Origin of the sequence: Pseudothioclava alba, from assembly GCF_033100795.1 — a bacterium.
Lineage (GTDB): Bacteria > Pseudomonadota > Alphaproteobacteria > Rhodobacterales > Rhodobacteraceae > Pseudothioclava.
Genome location: NZ_JAWLVI010000008.1, coordinates 1 through 18,001 on the forward strand (window position 1 = coordinate 1; position 18,001 = coordinate 18,001).

The following is an 18,001-nucleotide window of genomic DNA, read 5'->3' on the forward strand; positions in this document are numbered from 1 at the left end:
CGGGCAGAAGCGGATCAAAGCACCGCTCTAAAAACGCTAACAGTCGCGGGGTGGAGCAGCCCGGTAGCTCGTCAGGCTCATAACCTGAAGGCCGCAGGTTCAAATCCTGCCCCCGCAACCAAAATCATAAAATATATCAAACGCTTGGACGATGGTATCCTTATACCCCAGCCACTTTCGCGTTTTACGTCAACACCACGTCAACACCCAACCAGAAAAATTGCATTGGCCCGCAATCGCGTGCACTGATGTGCAGCTGACCGCATTCGCGGGTACTCAACATGCCATTGCGCATCTTTTAGCTGGGCGGGGCTATGATCCAAACCCGCACAATATCGACGAGGCGGTGGCGCATGTCATGGCGGCATCAGAGCGCATTGGGAAATCAGGCTGGGCGGTGAAGGCGCTTGAAAGGCTTGCCGGGAATGCCGCGGCCGATGTGATAATGTCGGAGCGTCTGAGATCAAGGCTAGCGGATATCGAGAAGGGCCTGGTCTGAATGGTCACCCCATCCGAAATGCCGGGCGGCACGTCTCGCATTTGGTGGCCAAGATTCAAACGAAATAGCGTATGCCTGCTGAGGTGAGCTATCGAGTAGTCGGCCCGTAGCTTACGGTTAACGCACTTGCAAGCGTAAGATCGAGGTTGACGAAAGCGGCCGTTCGACCGAAGCCGCAGTGAAACCATCGCCATTTTGGTAGAGATAGGGGTGGAGCAGCACTCTTCAGCGCAGCGAGGTAAGTTGTGAACGGTAGCCATTGCGCAGGCGGGGGCATGTCGGGGAAACACGATGCTGTGGGCGACTGCACTTAAAATCATAGTTCGGAATCCGCGTTCACGCTTGGCTGCGCCTCGCGGAGGCGCACCGCAGCCCGAAGCGGTTCACCAGAAACAGATGGATTCATCGCTGATGTCGATACTGCGTTCGTCCAGACGTTCCGCAACGTTGCGTAGCGATAGCGGTAGCCAGACATTTACCGTGACCGCCGCGCGGATGATTTCCGAATTGTCTCGGAAGAACCTCAATTGGGTGTCTTTCGTCCTCCCGAGACGCTACTCGAGGGCTCGGCCTCGCTCGACGGGGTTCCCTCAGACAAGGCTCGATAGAGGCAAACGGTAGATTAGCCCCGCGAGCTGGCACCGAAGGCACCGCAAGATAGCCTAAAATGATCCGAAAACCTGTTCGCTCCGTAAGATCTCCAAGGACGCTGTAGCATCCGGCCCGACCAGAAAAGCGGGCTCCCTGCCACCGGCCTTGACTGCAGTGAAATGCTCGCCGGGTGCTGCCCGAGTGATGGAGGGATAGAAAAGATGCTGGACCGTTCCGCTACCGACCCCGAGACCCATCCGGAGCCCGCCGAGGCAATGCCGCTCTCCGAGCGCATCCGCGCGCGGCTGATCGAAGGCGGGCAGCGCTTTCATGCCAACGACAATATCGCCGCCTTCCTGCGCGAGGGCGAGTTGGAGGGGGTGCGGCGAGAGGTGGCAGAGCAGATGCAGGGGGTGCTGCGCGCGCTGGTGATCGACACCGCCGCTGATCACAATACCGCCGAGACCGCAAAGCGCGTGGCCAAGATGTTTGTCGACGAGGTCTTTGCGGGGCGATATCGCCCGGCGCCCGAGATGACCACCTTTCCCAATGTTGCGCGGCTGAACGAGCTGATGATTGTCGGCCCGATCACCGTGCGCAGCGCCTGCTCGCACCACCTTTGCCCGATCCTCGGCCGGGTCTGGATCGGGGTTTTGCCCAATGCCACATCCGAGCTGATCGGGCTGTCTAAATATGCCCGCCTGACCGATTGGATCATGTCGCGCCCGCAAATTCAGGAAGAGGCCGTCGTCATGCTCGCTGACGAGCTGGAACGCCGTATTCGCCCCGATGGCCTTGCTGTGGTGATGGAGGCCGATCACTTCTGCATGCATTGGCGGGGGGTGAAGGACGATCAATCGGTGATGAGCAATTCGGTGATGCGCGGCGCATTCCAGACCAATTCGGACCTGCGCCGCGAATTTCTGAGCCTGCGCCGCACGGCCCGCGCCTGACCCTGCCCGACGGAGCCCCCATGGCACAGACAGCCCTTCTTTACCTGATCAGCGCCGCGACCTTCCTGCTGATCGATAGTCTCGGCATCAAGCTGCTGATCCGCCCGGTTTTTGAGCGCCATGTGGGCGCGCTTCTTGCCGAACCGCTGCGGTTGGGCCCGGCGGCGGTGTTCTATCTTGCCTATGTCGCGGGGCTTTTGTGGTTCGTCTCGCTGCCCGCGCTGCGGGCCGGCGCGCCCTTGCAGGCGCTCGCCGGGGGCATGGTGCTGGGGCTTTTGTGCTATGGCACCTATGAGATGACAAATTACGCCACGCTGCGCGACTGGTCGATGCAGCAGGTGGTGGTCGACGGGCTTTGGGGCATGGCGCTGACCGGTTTTGCGGCTTGGGCTGGGGTGGCGGTGCTCAGCGCAAAGCTCGCCTGAGCCTCAGCCAAGACGCCGCAATAGACGCTGCGAGAAGGCATAGGGCAAAAGGCGCAAGAGCTTGATCGCTCGGGTGAAGCGCGCCGGAAAATGAATTTCGAAACGGCGCCCGGCAAGCCCGCGCAGCACCGCTTCGGCGGCCTCATCGGCGGTGATGATCGCGGGCATCTCAAAGCGGTTTTTGTCGGTCAGCCGCGTCGCCACAAATCCCGGGCACACCAGCCTCACATCAACCCGCGGCGCCAGCTCGATCGCCAGGCTTTCGGCCAGATTGTTGACCGCCGCCTTGGTCGCGCTGTAGGGCTGTCCGCCCGGCAGCCCGACATAGCCTGCAACCGAGCCAAACAGCACCAACTGGCCAGCATCGCGGAGCAACGGCGGGCAGAGCCGCGCAACCTCGAGCGTGCCCAGCAAGTTCACCCGCACCATCGCCTCGACCTTGGCCGGATCGAGGTCGGAGACCCGCCCCGGCTCGTAGAGCGCCGCTGTGCAGACGATAACGTCAAAGCGCGCCTCGGCTTGCAGCCGCGCGCAGGCTTCGGCCAACTGCTCGGGCCGCGCCAGATCGAGCGGAAGCGTCCTGGCCCCGCCGCACGCCTCGGCCAAAGCGCTGAGCGCGCCCGCATCGCGCGCCGAAAGCACCAAATCGGCGCCTTTCGCAGCCCAGGCGCGCGCGAGCGCGGCTCCGATCCCGGCGCTCGCACCAATGATCCAGACGCGTTGGGCCGTCATATCCGAAAGACCGGCTGCAACAGCCGTGGCACAATTGCCTGAAACCGCAACGGAGCATCGGTCGCAGCCAGGCAGATGCAGGGCGCCCCCAGATCAGCGATCGGCTGATGCTCGATATCGTAATTCGCGGTCTCAACATCGCCACGCCGGAACGCGCCTTCGCTGTCGGCAAAGCTACCTTGCAAGACCAGCGTAAGTTCAAGCCCGCCGTGGCCATGCTCGGGCACCGCCTTGCCCGGCGGAATGTATAGCAGCCGCAGCGAGCCGCTGCGATCGGCCGAAAGTATCAGTTGCCGAATGCCGCCACCCAGCATCCGCAAGCGCGGCGGGCGCCCGCCCAGTTCGGCCATCACCGGCGCCGGAAATACGCCCGAGCCGCGCGGCGAGGGCGCGGGCGCAGGGGCCTCCAGCGCAGCCATGATCCGGGCGCGTGCGTCGCTTCTGAGCGGTGCCGCCTCGGTGCCCTCAAGCATGGCGCCCCCGATCAAATCGCATGCCTCGTGCCGGGCGCGGCAGTCGTTGCAAAGCGACAGATGCGCGGCCACCACCACCGAAAAAGCATGCGGCAGGGCCCCGGCGCGATAGTCGTCGAGAAGGTCGTCAGAGATATGATGTTGAATGTCTGTCATGGGGAAATGCTCCTCAGCTCATGTCTGAGGCGTTCGAGGCCGAGGCGGATGCGGGATTTGATCGTGCCGAGCGGCAATCCGGTCATCTCGCTGATTCGGCGGTGGGGGATGTCGTCGAAATAGGCTGCGCGCAGGGCCTCGGCCTGCTCGGGGGCGAGGCGGTCGAGGGCTGCGGCCAGATGGTTCGCCTCCTGCTGAAGGGCCAGAACCTGCCCGGCATCGGGGTCGAGGCTCGGCAGATCGGGCATGTCTTCGGGTTGCGAGAGCGGCTTGCGGCGTGCCAGATCGATGCGACGGTTGCGCGCGATACCATAGATCCAGCCGGCCGCATCGGCGCGATGCGGATCGAACTGCGCGGCCTTGTGCCAAACCGCCAGCATCACATCCTGCACCAGATCTTCGGCGCTGCCATCGGTGAGGCCACCGCGCAGCATCACCGATTTGAGCCGCGGGGCGAAATGGTCGAACAGGCGCCCAAAGGCTGCGCGATCACGTTGGTCGCGCACGGCAAGCAAATCGCGGCTCAGCTCGGACAGTTCTGTCGTCACCGGAGTCTCCACCCTGTCCGACACTACAGCCTCCCCAGCCCGCCCTGGCGGGGGCGAGAGCATCGCCAAGGTATGTGCTTTAAGCCGGACGGGCGCAATGACGGTTTCCATTTTCTATATACGTGGCGGCCCCGGTCACGGATCACACGTCGCCGAAAAATCAGCCGCAAAGTGATCCGGGAGCGGCCCCGTCCCGTAGCAAACAAGTGGCAGCAACCCAGAAAGTTCCATGGCATTTGATCTAACCCAAGGCGCCCCGCAACGCATCGCGATCATCGGCGGTGGTATCTCTGGCCTCTCGGCAGCATGGTTGCTCGCTCGGGATCACAGCGTGGCCCTGTTCGAGGCCGAGCCGCGACTGGGGGGGCACGCTCGCACCGTGGTGGCCGGGCGGCGCGGCGATCAGCCGGTCGATACCGGTTTCATCGTCTTCAACTACACCAACTATCCGCATCTGACCGGGCTTTTCCGCGATCTTGATGTGCCGGTGATCCGTAGCGACATGAGCTTTGGAGTGTCGCTGGACGGCGGGCGGATCGAATATGCGCTGCGCTCGCTTGACACGCTCTTCGCGCAGCGCCGCAATCTGCTCGATCCACGCTTTTACGGAATGATCCGCGATATCTTGCGGTTCAATGCCGGGGCAGAGGCGGCGGTTGCGGCCATGCCCGATGTTACGATCTCCGAGCTTGTTGCGCAAATGGGCCTCGGCGCGCAGTTCCGCGATGCTTACCTCTACCCGTTCTGCGGCGCGATCTGGTCAACGCCCGATCGCGGCATCGGCGCTTTCCCAGCGCAGGCGCTGGTGCGGTTCATGCGCAACCACGGGCTTATGTCCAAAGACCAGCATCATCAGTGGTGGACGGTCGAAGGCGGTTCGATTTCTTATGTCACGCGGCTCGCTAATGCGTTGATCCGCACCGGGGTCAGCCTGCGCACCGGCACACCCGTGCGCGCCATCCATCGTGGCGCCGCAGGGGTGACGATCAGCGCCGAGGGCTGCGAGCCTGAGGCGTTCGACCATGTGATCCTTGCCACCCACGCCGATCAGTCGCTGCGGATGCTGGCCGATGCCGATGAGAGCGAACGCGCAGCGCTCTCTGCAATCCGCTTCCAGCTCAACCGCACCGTCCTGCACGCCGATCCGCGCGTCATGCCGCGCCGCCGCAGTTGCTGGAGTTCGTGGGTGAGCCGGGGCGATACGGGCTCGGGCGCGGTCGATGTCAGCTATTGGATGAACCGTCTGCAAAGCATCCCCGAGGACGACCCGATCTTCGTCAGCCTGAACCCGACGCAAGCCATCGACGAGCGTCTGATCTACGACGAGGTCTCTTTCAGCCACCCGGTCTTCGACTTGGCGGCGCTGGCGGCGCAAAGGCGGATTGCCGAGATGCAGGGCGCGCGCAAAACATGGTTTGCTGGAGCTTGGCTGCGCAATGGCTTCCATGAGGACGGCTTTGCCAGCGCGTGGCGCGTGGCGCGCTCGCGGCCTTTTGCCCGGGTGCGGACATGACGCTGGCGGCGCGACTGGCCGCAGGCGAAGTGCTGGCGCTCAGCGCAGAGATCACCCATGCTCGCCGCGGTGCTTTGCGTCACAGTTTTCGCACGCGCACCGAACACGTTTTGCTCTCGCCGGAATCCGCTCGTCCGCCAAGGGGCCTTTCGCTCGATCACTTCAACCTGCTGGCGCTTTACCGGCGCGATCACGGTGGGCTTCGCGGGGCGGGAACGGGCGCAAAATGGGCATGGGAGCAGTTCGCGCAGGCGGGCTTAGAGCGCCGCCCCGGCCATGTTCTGGCCTTGCTCACGCAACCGCGCTTTCTGGGCTATTGGTTCAACCCCGTCAGTTTCTGGATGGTGATCGAGGGGAACGACCTTTACGCCGTGATCGCCGAGGTCAACAACACCTTCGGCCAGCGCCACAGCTACTTGCTCGCTCAACCCGGTTTCGCACCAATCACCGCCGCCGCCCGGCTCACCGCGCGCAAGGTGTTCCATGTCTCGCCATTCCAAGATGTGGCGGGCGAGTATCGGTTTCGCTTCGCGCTGCGCCCCGACGGCCTTGCAATTCAAATTGCGCAAATCGACGGCGAGGCGGGCGTTGAGACCGCAATGACCGGCGCGCTGCGCCCGCTGACGACCAGCGCGATCATCTCGGGCGCGCTCCGCCGTCCGGGTGGGGCGCTGCGGGTCATTGCCCAAATATATTGGCACGCCCTTCGCCTGAAACTGAAAGGCGCTGCCTATCGCCCGCTTCCGCCCGCCCCACAAGAGGAGATCAGCCGATGACCATTGCGACACGCGCGCTTCAGAGCCGCTTCTTTTCGTCGCTCGAAAGCATTGGCGAGGGGCGGCTCACCGTCACCACCCCCGATGGCGCGCGGCTGCACTTTGGCTCGCGGGGGCCCGAGGCCGAGGTGTGCATCCGCGACTGGCGGCTTTTGCGCCGGCTGGCGATGCGCGGCGATGTGGGGCTGGCCGAGAGCTGGATTTCGGGCGATTGGCACAGCGACACGCTGGAGGGCGCGCTGGCGATTGCAATGCGCAATCAGGCGGGCCTTGCGCAGTGGTCTGAGCCCACCTTGCTGCAAAGCTGGCGGATGCGGCTTATCGACCGGCTTTTGCGCGCCAACAGCCTGCGGGGCTCGTCGCGCAACATTCGCGCGCATTACGATGTGGGCAATGAGTTCTACCAGCTCTGGCTCGATCGCGGTATGACCTATTCCTCTGCGATCTTCGCCGGAGAGGACGATCTGGAGCGGGCGCAGGCGCGCAAGAACGACCGCATCCTGTCGCAGCTTGCACCCGGCGAGAGCCTGCTCGAAATCGGCTGCGGCTGGGGCGGGTTTGCCGAGGCCGCAGCCGCTCACGGCCATCACGTCACCGGGATCACCCTCTCGCCCTCACAAAAGGGCTATGCCGATGCGCGCCTCGACGGACAGGCAGAGATCCGTCTGCAGGATTACCGGGCTGTGACGGGCCAGTTCGACAATCTGGTGTCGATCGAAATGATCGAGGCGGTGGGCGAGCGCTATTGGCCAACCTATTTTGCCACCCTCAAGGCCCGGCTGGCGATGGGCGGTCGCGCCGTGCTGCAGGCCATCACCGTGCCAGATGCGGAATTTTCGGTCTATCGGCAGCGCTCCGATTTCATCCGCCAACATGTCTTTCCGGGGGGGATGCTGCCGTGCTCGGCGAGCATTTCGCATGCCGCAGCGCAGGCCGGGTTGCGGGTGCATGACAGCTTTGCCTTCGGTCAGGATTATGCGCAGACCTGCCGGATTTGGGCGCAGCGGATGATGGCGGAGCGGGTGCGGATCCACGCACTCGGCTACGGCGAAGCCTTCTTGCTCAGCTGGCAGTTCTATCTCGAGGGCTGCGCGGCCGCCTTCGCCACCGGGCGCTGCGACGTGGTGCAGGTGACGCTTGGCCATGAAGGCGCGTAAACCTATCGGTCGAGAACCGGGAACCTGCACCCTTCCACGGGCGGTTCGCGCCTGACTTTAGGAGACTGACCATGAACGAACGCATCAAGCGGCTATCGATCCTGATCCTTGCGGTGGGCTTTGCGGCCTCGCCGATCTTCTCGAACGGCTTTGGCGGCTTCTACCGCGAAAGCTTTCCCATGCAAGTGGACCGTTGGCCAGCGCAGCCGGTGGGATGGGCCTTCTCGGTCTGGGGGCTGATTTATCTGGCCCTGATCGCGACGGCCGCATGGGCGGTGCTTCGCCCGGCCACGATGCCAGGCTGGAGCCGCGCGATCCATCCGCTCGGGTTGAGCCTTTTCATCGGCCTCTTCTGGATCGAGGCGGCGTTTCGGTCGCCAATCTTGGCGACGGCAATGATCCTGCCAATGACGGCGGGGGCCATCGCGGCAGTGCTACGGGTCGGCTCGGGCTTGTGGGAACAGGCCGCGCTCGGGCTTTATGCGGGCTGGCTGACTGCTGCATCGGGGGTGGCGCTGTCGGTGGTGGCTACGGGATATGGCGTGCTGCCGCCCCGGATCGCGGCCATTGCGTTGATCGGGGTGGTGCTCGCTGTTGCGGTGGCTATCGCGGCACGCAGGCCAAGGGTCTGGAGCTATCGCGCCGGGGTGATCTGGGCGCTCTTTGGCATCATCGCCGCCAATCTTTCGGCGGGCGACGGGGCGATTGCCGCGATCTGCGGCGCTGGAATGGTTGCGCTCTTCTTCGCGCCGCGCCTTTTGGCGGGGCACCGATGAGGGCTCTGGTTCTTGGCGCAAGCGGCGGCATTGGGAGTGCGCTTGCGGCCGAGTTGCTGGCGCGCGGCGCCGAGGTAACCGGATTGTCGCGGCGCCACGACGGCCTCGACCTGACCGACGAGGCGAGTGTTGCCCGCGCCGCTGCCGGGCTTGCAGGCGAATTCGATCTGATCTTCAACGCCACCGGCGCACTGCAAATCGGCGCAAACGGCCCTGAAAAGACGCTGGCCGCCGTCACCGCCCCGGCGATGGCGGCGCAATTTGCCCTCAATGCGACTGGGGTCGCGCTGGCGCTGCGCCATTTCACGCCGCTCATGCCGCGCGCGCGACGGTCGGTATTCGCCTCGCTTTCGGCGCGCGTCGGCTCGATTGGCGACAACAGGCTCGGTGGCTGGATCAGCTATCGCGCCGCCAAGGCCGCGCAAAACCAGATCCTCCGCACTGCCGCGATCGAGATCGCCCGCAAGCGCCCCGAGGGGATCGTTGTCGCGCTGCATCCCGGCACCGTAGAGACTGGGCTGAGCGCGCCCTATGCGGGGCGGCACCCGACGATCCCGCCGCAGCGCTCGGCGCAGGCTCTGCTCGGCGTGATCGCGCGCCTGACACCCGCCGAGACCGGCACGTTCTGGGATTGGAAGGGCGAGCGGGTCGAATGGTGAAGGCGCGGCGCAAATCCGACTTGCCCGCCAAGATTTGCGCGGTCTGCGGGCGCCCGTTCAATTGGCGGCGCAAATGGGCGCGCGACTGGGATCAGGTGCGCTATTGCTCGGAGCGGTGCCGGGGCGCGCGCGGAAAACACAGCCCGGATCAAGGCGCATAGGGCGGTTCGGCATCCAGTTCGGCCAGATGCTTTGCCGCAGCGGCCCGCAGAGCAAGTTGCTCGGGCTCGGGCTTTGCATGCCACGCGCGCAGGGGCAGGCTCATGCGCGGGTTGCGTGCCCATTGCCCGGCATGACGCGCGATAAAATCCCAGTAAAGCGCGTTCCACGGGCAGGCGCGCGGGCCGGTCCGGGCCTTGGGGTCAAAGGCGCAACCCTGACAGTAATCTGACATCCGGTCGATGTAATTGGCGCTCGCCGCATAGGGCTTGGTGGCCAGAAACCCGCCATCGGCGTGCTGCGACATCCCGAGCGTATTGGGCAGCTCCACCCATTCATAAGCATCGACATAAACGCCCAGATACCACCGATGCACCGCCGCCGGATTGGTTCCGATCAGCAGCGCATAGGTGCCGGTGATCATCAGGCGCTGGATATGGTGCGCATAGCCCGTTTCGATCGTTTGCCCGATGACCTGCGCAAGGCAGCGCATCCGGGTTTGGGCTGTCCAATAAAAGCCGGGCAGCGGGCGGTGGGCGTTCAGCCCGTTCTGTGCGGCATAGCCCGGCATCTTTAGCCAATAGACCCCGCGCACATATTCGCGCCAGCCGATGATCTGGCGAATGAACCCCTCGACCGCAGCAAGCGGCGCGCGCCCGGCGCGCCATTCCGCCTCGGCCCGGCGGCACAAATCGAGCGGATCGAGCAGACCGAGGTTGAGATAGGGCGAGAGCAGCGAATGATACATCCACCGCCGATCTGCCAGCATTGCATCTTGATAGGTGCCGAACTCGGGCAACGCCACGCGCAAAAAACGGTCACGCGCCTCCTCGGCCCCCGCGCGGGTTGTTTGCCAGTAAAACGGAGTGAGCTGGCCAAAGCTTTCGGGGAAATTGCGCCCCACCATCGCAAGCACCTCGGCGGTGATCTCATCGCGCGCGCCCTCGGGTGGGGCAGGCAAAAACAGGCTGTCCTGCGCGGGGGCGCGATTCTCGGTATCAAAATTCCAGCGCCCGCCCGCCGGTTGATCGACCTCCATCAAAAGCCCGGTTCGGCGCCGCATCAGCCGATAAAAATGCTCCATCACAAAGGTCTTGCGCCCCGTGGCCCAAGCCGCAAACTCCGCGCGGCTGCACAAAAAGCGGTCATCTTCGCACAGCGTAACGGGCAGCCCGAACCGCGCACGCCAGCCTTGCATGGCCTGCCACAGCCGCCATTCACCGGGCTCTGTAGCCACGATCTGCGCGGGGGCGTGGCGCGCAATTGCGGCTTTTAGTGCCGCCTCGAGATCGGGCAGCCGCTCGTCGATGCGGCGATAGTCAACCTGCCACCCCGCAGTGCGAAGGTCTTCGGCGAAATGGCGCATTGCCGCAAAAACCAGCGCGAGCTTTTGCTTGTGATGATCGACATAGCGCGCCTCGGCCAGCACCTCGGCCATCAGCACCACATCGCGGCGCGGATCGGCTCCCGCCAGCGACGAGATCGCGGGCGAGAGCTGATCGCCCAGAATCAGGATCAGGTTGCGGCTCACGACCGTGGCAGCAGAGGCGTGAAGGCTTCAACGATCGCGTCTGATAACGGATTGGTCAGCGCCCCCCAGGTTCTGACCACCTGGCCCTCGCCATCGAGCAGAACCTTGTTGAAATTCCAGCCGGGGGTGAAGCCGCGGGTCTCGCGCACCCAGCGATAGAACGGATGCGCCTGCGCCCCGGTCACCGGCAAGATATCGGTCATAGGCAGGGTAATACCGAACTGCAGGGCGCAGAATTCCTTGACCTGCTTTGCGCCGGCGAGTTCCTGCTTGAAGCTGTCGGAGGGCACCGCCAGAACGACGAGCCCGCGCGCGCCATAGGTTTTGTGCAGCGCCTGAAGGTCGACCAACTGGCCGCTGAACCCGCAGAGCGAGGCCGTATTGACCACCAAAACTGGCCGTCCCCGCCAATCGGCGGTGTCCAGGGTGCCGCCGTCGATTGAGGGGAAGCTGAAAGCGGGCGCCCGCTCGGCAGCGTGAGCGCGCGTCTGGCTTAGGCCCATCAGACCTGCCACGACAGCCAGCGAAAAATCACGTCGGTTCATCGGTGCTCTCCCTAGTTCTGACGATCGAACTTGGATCTGTACGCACCAGAGTCCGGATCGGATGAATCTCAGATCTCATGTGGACGAGTTCAGACTTGTCGTGTCAGCGCGTCATTGATTTCAGCCGATATAAGGTACGCCAATATCGATCGCGCGGTACGAGTGTCTGTTTGGTGAAGCTATTCTTCAAAAAGCGACCTTAGTTACGACTGGCCGAGGCTATGTGGAAACTGGTCGTTGTGGTAGACTTCCGCAGGTCAGGCGGAGGCGGGCATCGCGGGTTTCGTCGAGGGTATTGATCGCGGTCAGGCGGTGCTCTGAGTTGCTTTCTTACAGGACAGTCACAGAATAGGAACTTTCCTCGTTTGACGTTTCCAACGTCCGCATTCCTGAACGCTGCAAGTTCTCGCTGCAAAGCAGCGAATTCACACTTCCCGCCCACTTCGCCCATCAGAGCTTCCCCACAGTGATGACTTTGCGGAGGAACATCGTGCTGGTTGCCTCTTCCGCATGCCCTCAGTGAAAATCCCGGCTTGGGAAGAGTTTTTTGGCCTGCTCGCGCGGGTGGCGCGCGGTGGGGCGGGGCCTGTGGTAGGCGGAAGGCTGTGCGCCCTGCGCCGCACCCTCATCGTCATCATGGATTTGCGGGCGCCCAAGGGTGACGAGGAGGGACGAGAGATCCTCGACACGCTCTGCGATGAGATGGAGGACGGGGCCATCGCGTTCGATCCGCCCGGTCACCCGAACTAAGCGCCCGGCGATCACCGCGGTGCGGAAAGCCTCGTAGACCTTTTTCCAGATGACGACATTGGCCGTGCCACTCTCGTCCTCGAGCGTCAGGAAGACTACGCCGGCAGCGGTGCCAGGGCGCTGGCGGGTGATGACGAGGCCGGTGATGGTGATCCGTCCCACAGCCTGCGTCAAACGCTCGTGCGGCAGGCTTTCGGGCAGGCGGGGGCGCAAAAGTTCGAGCGGATGCGCACGCAGGGAAAGGCGCAGCGAGAGGTAATCTTCGATCACCTCTTGCCCGAGCGTCATTTGCGGCAGGCTGACGGTGGGCTCAGTGCTTCCTTCTCCGTCCGGGCCAAAGAGTGGCAAGGGTGCGGGCGCTTTGAGCGCCTGCGCGGCCCAAAGCGCATCGCGCCGGGTGAGGCCAAGGGGGGCGAAGGCATCCGCTTCCGCGAGCCGCTCCAATGTCTCGGGGCGCACACCGGCCCTGCGCCAAAGGCTTTCGACATCTGGATAGCCATTCGCGCGTGCCGCAACGATCCAGCGCGCATCTTCCTCGCGCAGCCCCTTGATCTGCCGAAACCCGAGCCGCAGCGCCAGAGCGCCGTCTGGGCGGTGCTCCAGCGTATTGTCCCACAGCGAATGGTTGACCGAGACCGGGCGCACCTCGACCCCATGGTCGCGCGCATCCCGCACGAGTTGCGCGGGGGCGTAAAACCCCATCGGCTGGGAGTTGAGAAGCGCGCAGGTAAAAATCGCCTGATGATGGCACTTCAGCCAGGCGGAGATGTAGACAAGACGGGCAAAACTCGCCGCATGACTTTCGGGGAAGCCGTAGCTGCCAAAGCCCTCGATCTGGGCAAAGCAGCGCGCGGCGAAATCGGCCTCGTACCCCCGCGCGAGCATGCCCGAGATGAACCGATCCCGAAACGTTCCAATAGTGCCCATACGCTTGAAGGTGGCAAGTGAGCGGCGCAACCGATCCGCTTCCGCCGCCGAAAACCCCGCCGCCACCACGGCGATCTGCATGGCCTGCTCCTGAAAGAGCGGCACGCCATAGGTGCGCCCCAGCACTTCCATCATCGCGGGGCCAAGATCTTCGATGGGCTCGCGCCCCATGCGGCGGTTCAGGAAGGGATGCACCATGCCGCCTTGAATGGGGCCGGGACGCACAATTGCGACCTCGCAGACAAGGTCATAGAAGGTGCGCGGCCGCATCCGGGGCAGAAAGTTAAGCTGCGCGCGACTTTCCACCTGAAACACCCCGATCGCATCGGCGCGGCACAGCATGTCGTAAATGGCGGGGTCTTCGGGGGGTACGGAAGCCAAGGAGAAGCGCTGGCCCCGATGCTCCGCAAGCAGGCCAAAGGCACGGCGAATGGCGCTGAGCATGCCGAGGGCGAGGATATCGACCTTCAAAAGCCCGAGCGCATCGATATCGTCCTTGTCCCATTCAATGATGGTGCGATCTTCCATCGCGGCATTCTCAATCGGGCAGAGTGCATCGAGCCGCCCATGGGTGATAACGAAGCCGCCGACATGCTGGCTCAGATGGCGCGGAAAGCCGATGATCTCGCCGATGAGGCGCACGGCAAGCTGCACCCGGTGATCGGCGAGGGAAAGGCCTGCCTCGCGCAGCCGGTCCTCACCGGGGGTGGAGGAGGACCAGCCCCAGATCTGCCCCGAGAGCCGGGCGATCACGTCCTGACTGAGCCCCATGACCTTGCCCACTTCGCGGATTGCGGCGCGCGAGCGGAAATGGATCACGGCAGCGGTCAGCCCTGCGCGCTCACGCCCGTAGCGCGCGTAGATCCACTGGATCACCTCTTCGCGGCGCTCGTGCTCGAAATCCACGTCGATATCGGGGGGCTCGCCGCGTTCTTTTGAGATGAAGCGCTCAAAGATCAACGTGATGCTTTCGGGGGGCACTTCAGTGATGCCAAGGAGATAACAGACGACCGAATTGGCCGCCGAGCCCCGCCCTTGGCAGAGGATGCCTTTGGAGCGCGCAAACTGCACGATGTCATGCACGGTCAAAAAATAGGGCGCGTAGGCAACCTCGCGGATAAGCGTGAGCTCTTTTTCGACGCGGTGGATGATTTTGGGGGGCGGACCGGCGGGGTAGCGCCAGTGCAGCCCTTCCCGGGTGAGCCGCTCCAGCCGGTCCTGCGCGGGTTCACCGTTTTGCGCCTCATCAGGATATTGATAACGCAGCTCGCTCAGTTGAAACGCGCAGGCGTTTGCAATGTCGAGCGTGCGCCGGAGCGCCGCCGGATAGCGGTGGAAGAGCCGCGCCATCTCCGCACCCGATTTGAGGCGGCGCTCGCCATTGGCCAGCCGGCGGGTGCCGATGGTGTCAATGGTGCAGCCCTCGCGCAAGCAGGTGAGCACATCGGCCAAGGGGCGACGCGCGGCACGGTGCATGAGCACATCGCCCAGAGCCACCATTGGCAGGTTCACCCCCTGCCCGATGCGGGCGAGAGCATCAAACCGGGCCTGATCGCGGCCATCATAGCGCGGTGCGGCCCCCAGAAAGCCACGACCCGGAACAGCGCGCGCGACCTCTCGCAGCGTGTTGCGAGTGGCTTTTGGGGCATCATCGTCGAGCGGATCGGGGGGAAGCGCAATCAAGATCATGCCCTCTGCGCGCTCAAGAAGATCGCTCTGGGTCAGCTCGCACGCCCCCTTTGGCGCGCGCCGTTTGCCGAGCGACAAAAGCTGCGTGAGGCGCGACCAGGCGGCAAGATCGGTGGGGAGCGCCAGCCACTCCACCGCGCTATCGGTCAAAACCAGACGCGCCCCCACGATCAGCTTGGGCAGGGGCGGCGGGGCAGCCCCCTCTGGCGTGCTTTCCGCGCGCAGGCGTGCAAGTTCCTTCAGTGCAGAGTAGGCGCGCACTACGCCCGCCACAGAATTGCGGTCGGTGATTGCAATGGCGGCAAGGCCCAGTTCCGCCGCGCGGGTGACGAGTTCCTCGGGATGCGAAGCCCCGGTCAGGAAGGTGAAATTCGAGGTGACGCAAAGCTCGGCATAGGGAGGAAGAGCGTGGGTCATACGAACTCTCCCTGCACATACCACTCTGTGCCTGCTTGCGCCTGCGGGGTTGCAAAGAGCCAAAGCCGTGGGCCTTCGCGGGTCTCGATCCGCCAATAATCCCGCATCCCCGAGCGCCAAGCGGGATCGTCAAGCCACCATTCCGGGGTGATGCGCTCCGGGCCTGCGGCACGCAGCGTGGTGAAGGACATGCGCCGCCAGCGAAAGCGGCATGGCGGTGTGCCCAAGGCGGCCCGGATCGGTTCTGGCGGAAAGATCACCATCGGGCGCGGCGGCCCACGGTGCAAACAGGGTTCTGTTTCAGAAAAGGCTGCGGCGGCTTGCACGAAGCTGCGCTCGGGGATCAGGCTTTCGGCCGGCAAAAGGCGCAATACCCGCTCAAAGCCGATGCGGTTGCCAAGCGAGGAGAGAAGATCGGCCAGGGCATCATCATGCCGGATCGTTCCCCGCCCTCCCGGCGCGCCACCTATTTGTTCCGGGGCAAGGGGCTCGGTCAGCGGCGCGCTCAAGCGCAGAGCATCGATGCCAAAGCCTGCGTCGAGCTCCTCCACCCCCTTGGCAAAAAGTGCGGCAATCCGTTTTGGCTCGCGCATCGGGCGGGCAAGGCCGATTTCCACCGTCACTGTGCCGCGATCCACCCGGCGCAGCTCAAACCGCATCCGTCGTGCACCCCGGTGATGCTGTGCGAGCGTGATGCACAGCCGCTCCAGAAGGCGCGTGAGGCCCGCCATAACATCCGCTTGCAGGCCAATCGGTTCGGGCAAGGTCATCCGCACACCGAACGGTGGTAGTTCAGGCGCAGCCGTGAGGGGCTCTTCGCGCTGCCCAAGGGCTTGATCGAGGCGCAGGCAAAGCGCCTCGCCAAAGCGCCGCGCCAGGGGCGCGCGCGGTAACCCCACCAGATCGGCAATGCGCGTGAGCCCCACCCGCGCAAGTGCTTCGGTGGTCGCAAAGTCCACCCGCAGTGCTGCGACGGGGAGATGCCCAATGCCCTGGAGCACCTTACCTTCCGGCACGATTCCGCCGCCATGACGGGCCAGAGCATAAGCCGCCCCGCGGGTTTCGGCGATGGCGCTTGTCGCGTGCAATCCCGCCCGCTCCAGTCGGGCCTGCAGATCGTCGCGCAGCGCCGCTTCGCCGCCAAAGAGATGTGGCACCCCGGAAATATCCGCGATCAGCCCGTCAGCGCCATCCGCTGTTACCATAGGGGCGTAGCGCCCGGCCCATCGGCGCAGCGCCGCAAGCGCGCTCGCCTCCGCTGCCAAATCCGCAGGGCGCGTATTCAGATCCGGGCAAAGGGCGTGGGCATCGGCGAGTGCCATTCCGCGGGAGAGCCCGCGCTCCGTTGCCGCACGATTGAGGCAATGCAGGTGATCGGCATTCCCCGACCGAAGGGTCAGCGCAAAAGGCCCTTCAACCGGGCGCTTGCGCAGGCTCGCATCGCTCGCGAGCCGCGCAAACCATATCGAGAGCAGCCGACGTGCCATTCCAGCTCACGGTCCAGAATCCAATAGTTCCTCTTTTGTTCTTTTTAAGATCCCACGCATGCAGAGTCGAGTCCCCCGACTGGCTGGCAAGGGGCGCGCAATCCCAGCGGGTCTCAGTTGCATTGCTGCCAGCGCCCGCGCGGATCAGCAAAAGACCCGTGGTCTGCCCGGCTTCGGCGGCGAGTTGCAGGCGGCGTCCGGCAGTCAGCGAGAGCGGTTTTTCTGGCTCAGCGATGACAAGGCCAACCGGGAGCGCCCGGAGCGCTTCTTCGATGCACCACAGCAGATCGGCCTCGCCTGCGGGGCGCAGCAGATAGAGCCGCTCGCCTAAGCCGCTCGGCAGCCCCCGCAGCATCGGCACGTCCGGGGCATGGGCGGGCAGAATCCAGAAAATCGGCCCCGCATGGCGCGCGGCCTGAAAGAGGGCAAAGGCGCGCCGCCCGCGCCCCTGTGCCTCATGCACGCGCGCGGCGAGAAGCCCGAACGGATCGGCCGGGGCCAGATCAGGCGGCATTTTCGCGCCCCCCTTCTGCCACGATCTGCAACATCCCGTCGGCCAGCGGTCGTTGCAGGCTCAGTGCCTCGGGCACTGGCGCGCACAACCAGCGCCGCCATTCTTCCGGGCGTGTCAGGATAACCGGCATTGCCTTGGGGTGGATGGGGGCGACATCCGCATTGGCTTGGCAAGTCAGAAAGCCAAAAAGCTCGGCCGTGACTTCGCCTTCTTTCAACTTGCGCACAGAGGTCCATTCGGTGCGGAGCCCGGCAAAGAATGCGAGCGGCCGATCCGGGCCGAGGGCAAACCAGACCGGATGGTTGCGCGGTGCCCCCGGTCGGCTGTCGAGTTCAGAAAAGCTCGTGAAAGGCACGAGGCAGCGGTTCTCTACGCCAAGCCAGCGCTTCCAATGTGCCGAAGCGGTGTTGCGAATATTCGTGACCCCCGGATCGGTGCGCTTGCCCTCCAAAAACACCTGTGGCGTCGGCATGCCCCAGCGGGCGCGGCTCAGTTCCCAACCGCCCCGCAGTCCATGGCGCACGATCGGCGCGGCATAATCGGGAAAAATCCCGGCCATCGGTGGCAGGTTGCCCAAATTGTCGTCAAGCACCTCACCGCCCTCCATCATGCGTTCAAACACATGGCGCATCGCGTCCTGGGATCTGGTTTGGGAGTAAAGGTTGCACATGGCCTGGTCCGGGAATCGCGGGGGTCAGTGAGAACATTGCCAGAACGTGCGCGG

18 protein-coding genes and 1 tRNA gene are annotated in these 18,001 nt (G+C 64.3%); 10 read left to right on the forward strand and 9 right to left on the reverse strand.

What is annotated here, in order from left to right; genetic code table 11:
* The first annotated feature begins 44 nt into the window (after positions 1-44).
* The 4 genes from RYZ20_RS14270 to RYZ20_RS14285 all read left to right on the forward strand — a co-directional run bounded on the left by RYZ20_RS14270 (position 45) and on the right by RYZ20_RS14285 (position 2,468).
* Positions 45-121 (forward strand) — tRNA-Met (locus RYZ20_RS14270).
* Positions 122-250: 129 nt separating this feature from the next.
* Positions 251-499, forward strand: a complete 249-nt coding sequence (locus tag RYZ20_RS14275; protein ID WP_317674611.1) for a hypothetical protein — start codon at positions 251-253, stop codon at positions 497-499.
* An 812-nt stretch (positions 500-1,311) separates the two neighbouring features.
* Positions 1,312-2,043 (forward strand): GTP cyclohydrolase I, encoded by a 732-nt coding sequence (gene folE, locus RYZ20_RS14280; RefSeq protein ID WP_317674612.1) that lies wholly within the window; start codon positions 1,312-1,314, stop codon positions 2,041-2,043.
* 20 nt (positions 2,044-2,063) lie between these two features.
* Positions 2,064-2,468, forward strand: coding sequence for a DUF2177 family protein (locus RYZ20_RS14285; protein ID WP_317674614.1), 405 nt, complete (start codon positions 2,064-2,066; stop codon positions 2,466-2,468).
* A 3-nt stretch (positions 2,469-2,471) separates the two neighbouring features.
* Here the strand turns inward: RYZ20_RS14285 and RYZ20_RS14290 are convergent, their stop codons facing one another.
* From RYZ20_RS14290 to RYZ20_RS14300, 3 genes are read right to left on the reverse strand one after another with little or no spacing between them, the layout of a single operon-like run.
* Positions 2,472-3,200: an SDR family NAD(P)-dependent oxidoreductase gene (locus tag RYZ20_RS14290; protein ID WP_317674616.1), complete on the reverse strand. Its 729-nt coding sequence runs from the start codon at positions 3,198-3,200 to the stop codon at positions 2,472-2,474.
* Positions 3,197-3,829 carry a ChrR family anti-sigma-E factor gene (locus tag RYZ20_RS14295; RefSeq protein WP_317674618.1) on the reverse strand — a complete coding sequence of 211 codons (633 nt, stop codon included), beginning with the start codon at positions 3,827-3,829 and terminating at the stop codon, positions 3,197-3,199. The genes RYZ20_RS14290 and RYZ20_RS14295 overlap by 4 nt, the downstream gene beginning before the upstream one ends.
* Complete coding sequence (locus tag RYZ20_RS14300) at positions 3,826-4,377, reverse strand: sigma-70 family RNA polymerase sigma factor (RefSeq protein ID WP_317674620.1); 552 nt, start codon at positions 4,375-4,377, stop codon at positions 3,826-3,828. Before RYZ20_RS14300 ends, RYZ20_RS14295 begins: the two co-directional genes overlap by 4 nt.
* A 229-nt stretch (positions 4,378-4,606) precedes the next feature.
* Between RYZ20_RS14300 and RYZ20_RS14305 the strand changes: the two genes are divergently transcribed.
* The 6 genes from RYZ20_RS14305 (at position 4,607) to RYZ20_RS14330 (ending at position 9,419) form a co-directional block, all read left to right on the forward strand.
* Positions 4,607-5,890: an NAD(P)/FAD-dependent oxidoreductase gene (locus RYZ20_RS14305; RefSeq protein WP_317674622.1), complete on the forward strand. Its 1,284-nt coding sequence runs from the start codon at positions 4,607-4,609 to the stop codon at positions 5,888-5,890.
* Positions 5,887-6,666: a DUF1365 domain-containing protein gene (locus tag RYZ20_RS14310; protein ID WP_317674624.1), complete on the forward strand. Its 780-nt coding sequence runs from the start codon at positions 5,887-5,889 to the stop codon at positions 6,664-6,666. Before RYZ20_RS14305 ends, RYZ20_RS14310 begins: the two co-directional genes overlap by 4 nt.
* Entirely contained in the window at positions 6,663-7,823 is a 1,161-nt protein-coding gene (locus RYZ20_RS14315; protein WP_317674626.1) for a cyclopropane-fatty-acyl-phospholipid synthase family protein, read from the forward strand. Before RYZ20_RS14310 ends, RYZ20_RS14315 begins: the two co-directional genes overlap by 4 nt.
* A 71-nt stretch (positions 7,824-7,894) precedes the next feature.
* Positions 7,895-8,599 carry a hypothetical protein gene (locus tag RYZ20_RS14320; RefSeq protein WP_317674628.1) on the forward strand — a complete coding sequence of 235 codons (705 nt, stop codon included), beginning with the start codon at positions 7,895-7,897 and terminating at the stop codon, positions 8,597-8,599.
* Complete coding sequence (locus RYZ20_RS14325) at positions 8,596-9,258, forward strand: SDR family NAD(P)-dependent oxidoreductase (protein ID WP_317674630.1); 663 nt, start codon at positions 8,596-8,598, stop codon at positions 9,256-9,258. Before RYZ20_RS14320 ends, RYZ20_RS14325 begins: the two co-directional genes overlap by 4 nt.
* Positions 9,252-9,419, forward strand: a complete 168-nt coding sequence (locus tag RYZ20_RS14330; RefSeq protein WP_317674632.1) for a DUF2256 domain-containing protein — start codon at positions 9,252-9,254, stop codon at positions 9,417-9,419. Before RYZ20_RS14325 ends, RYZ20_RS14330 begins: the two co-directional genes overlap by 7 nt.
* Here the strand turns inward: RYZ20_RS14330 and RYZ20_RS14335 are convergent.
* The 6 genes from RYZ20_RS14335 to RYZ20_RS14360 form a co-directional block, all read right to left on the reverse strand.
* Positions 9,407-10,948, reverse strand: coding sequence for a cryptochrome/photolyase family protein (locus tag RYZ20_RS14335; RefSeq protein ID WP_317674634.1), 1,542 nt, complete (start codon positions 10,946-10,948; stop codon positions 9,407-9,409). The genes RYZ20_RS14330 and RYZ20_RS14335 overlap by 13 nt on opposite strands.
* Positions 10,945-11,493 carry a glutathione peroxidase gene (locus RYZ20_RS14340; RefSeq protein ID WP_317674636.1) on the reverse strand — a complete coding sequence of 183 codons (549 nt, stop codon included), beginning with the start codon at positions 11,491-11,493 and terminating at the stop codon, positions 10,945-10,947. Before RYZ20_RS14340 ends, RYZ20_RS14335 begins: the two co-directional genes overlap by 4 nt.
* Before the next feature lie 516 nt (positions 11,494-12,009).
* Entirely contained in the window at positions 12,010-15,276 is a 3,267-nt protein-coding gene (locus tag RYZ20_RS14345) for an error-prone DNA polymerase (protein ID WP_317674638.1), read from the reverse strand.
* Positions 15,273-16,763 carry a Y-family DNA polymerase gene (locus tag RYZ20_RS14350; protein WP_317674640.1) on the reverse strand — a complete coding sequence of 497 codons (1,491 nt, stop codon included), beginning with the start codon at positions 16,761-16,763 and terminating at the stop codon, positions 15,273-15,275. The genes RYZ20_RS14345 and RYZ20_RS14350 overlap by 4 nt, the downstream gene beginning before the upstream one ends.
* On the reverse strand, positions 16,690-17,277 hold the full coding sequence (locus tag RYZ20_RS14355; RefSeq protein ID WP_317674643.1) for an ImuA family protein: 588 nt from the start codon (positions 17,275-17,277) through the stop codon (positions 16,690-16,692). Before RYZ20_RS14355 ends, RYZ20_RS14350 begins: the two co-directional genes overlap by 74 nt.
* Positions 17,267-17,947 carry an SOS response-associated peptidase gene (locus RYZ20_RS14360; RefSeq protein WP_317674645.1) on the reverse strand — a complete coding sequence of 227 codons (681 nt, stop codon included), beginning with the start codon at positions 17,945-17,947 and terminating at the stop codon, positions 17,267-17,269. Before RYZ20_RS14360 ends, RYZ20_RS14355 begins: the two co-directional genes overlap by 11 nt.
* Positions 17,948-18,001: the final 54 nt, after the last annotated feature.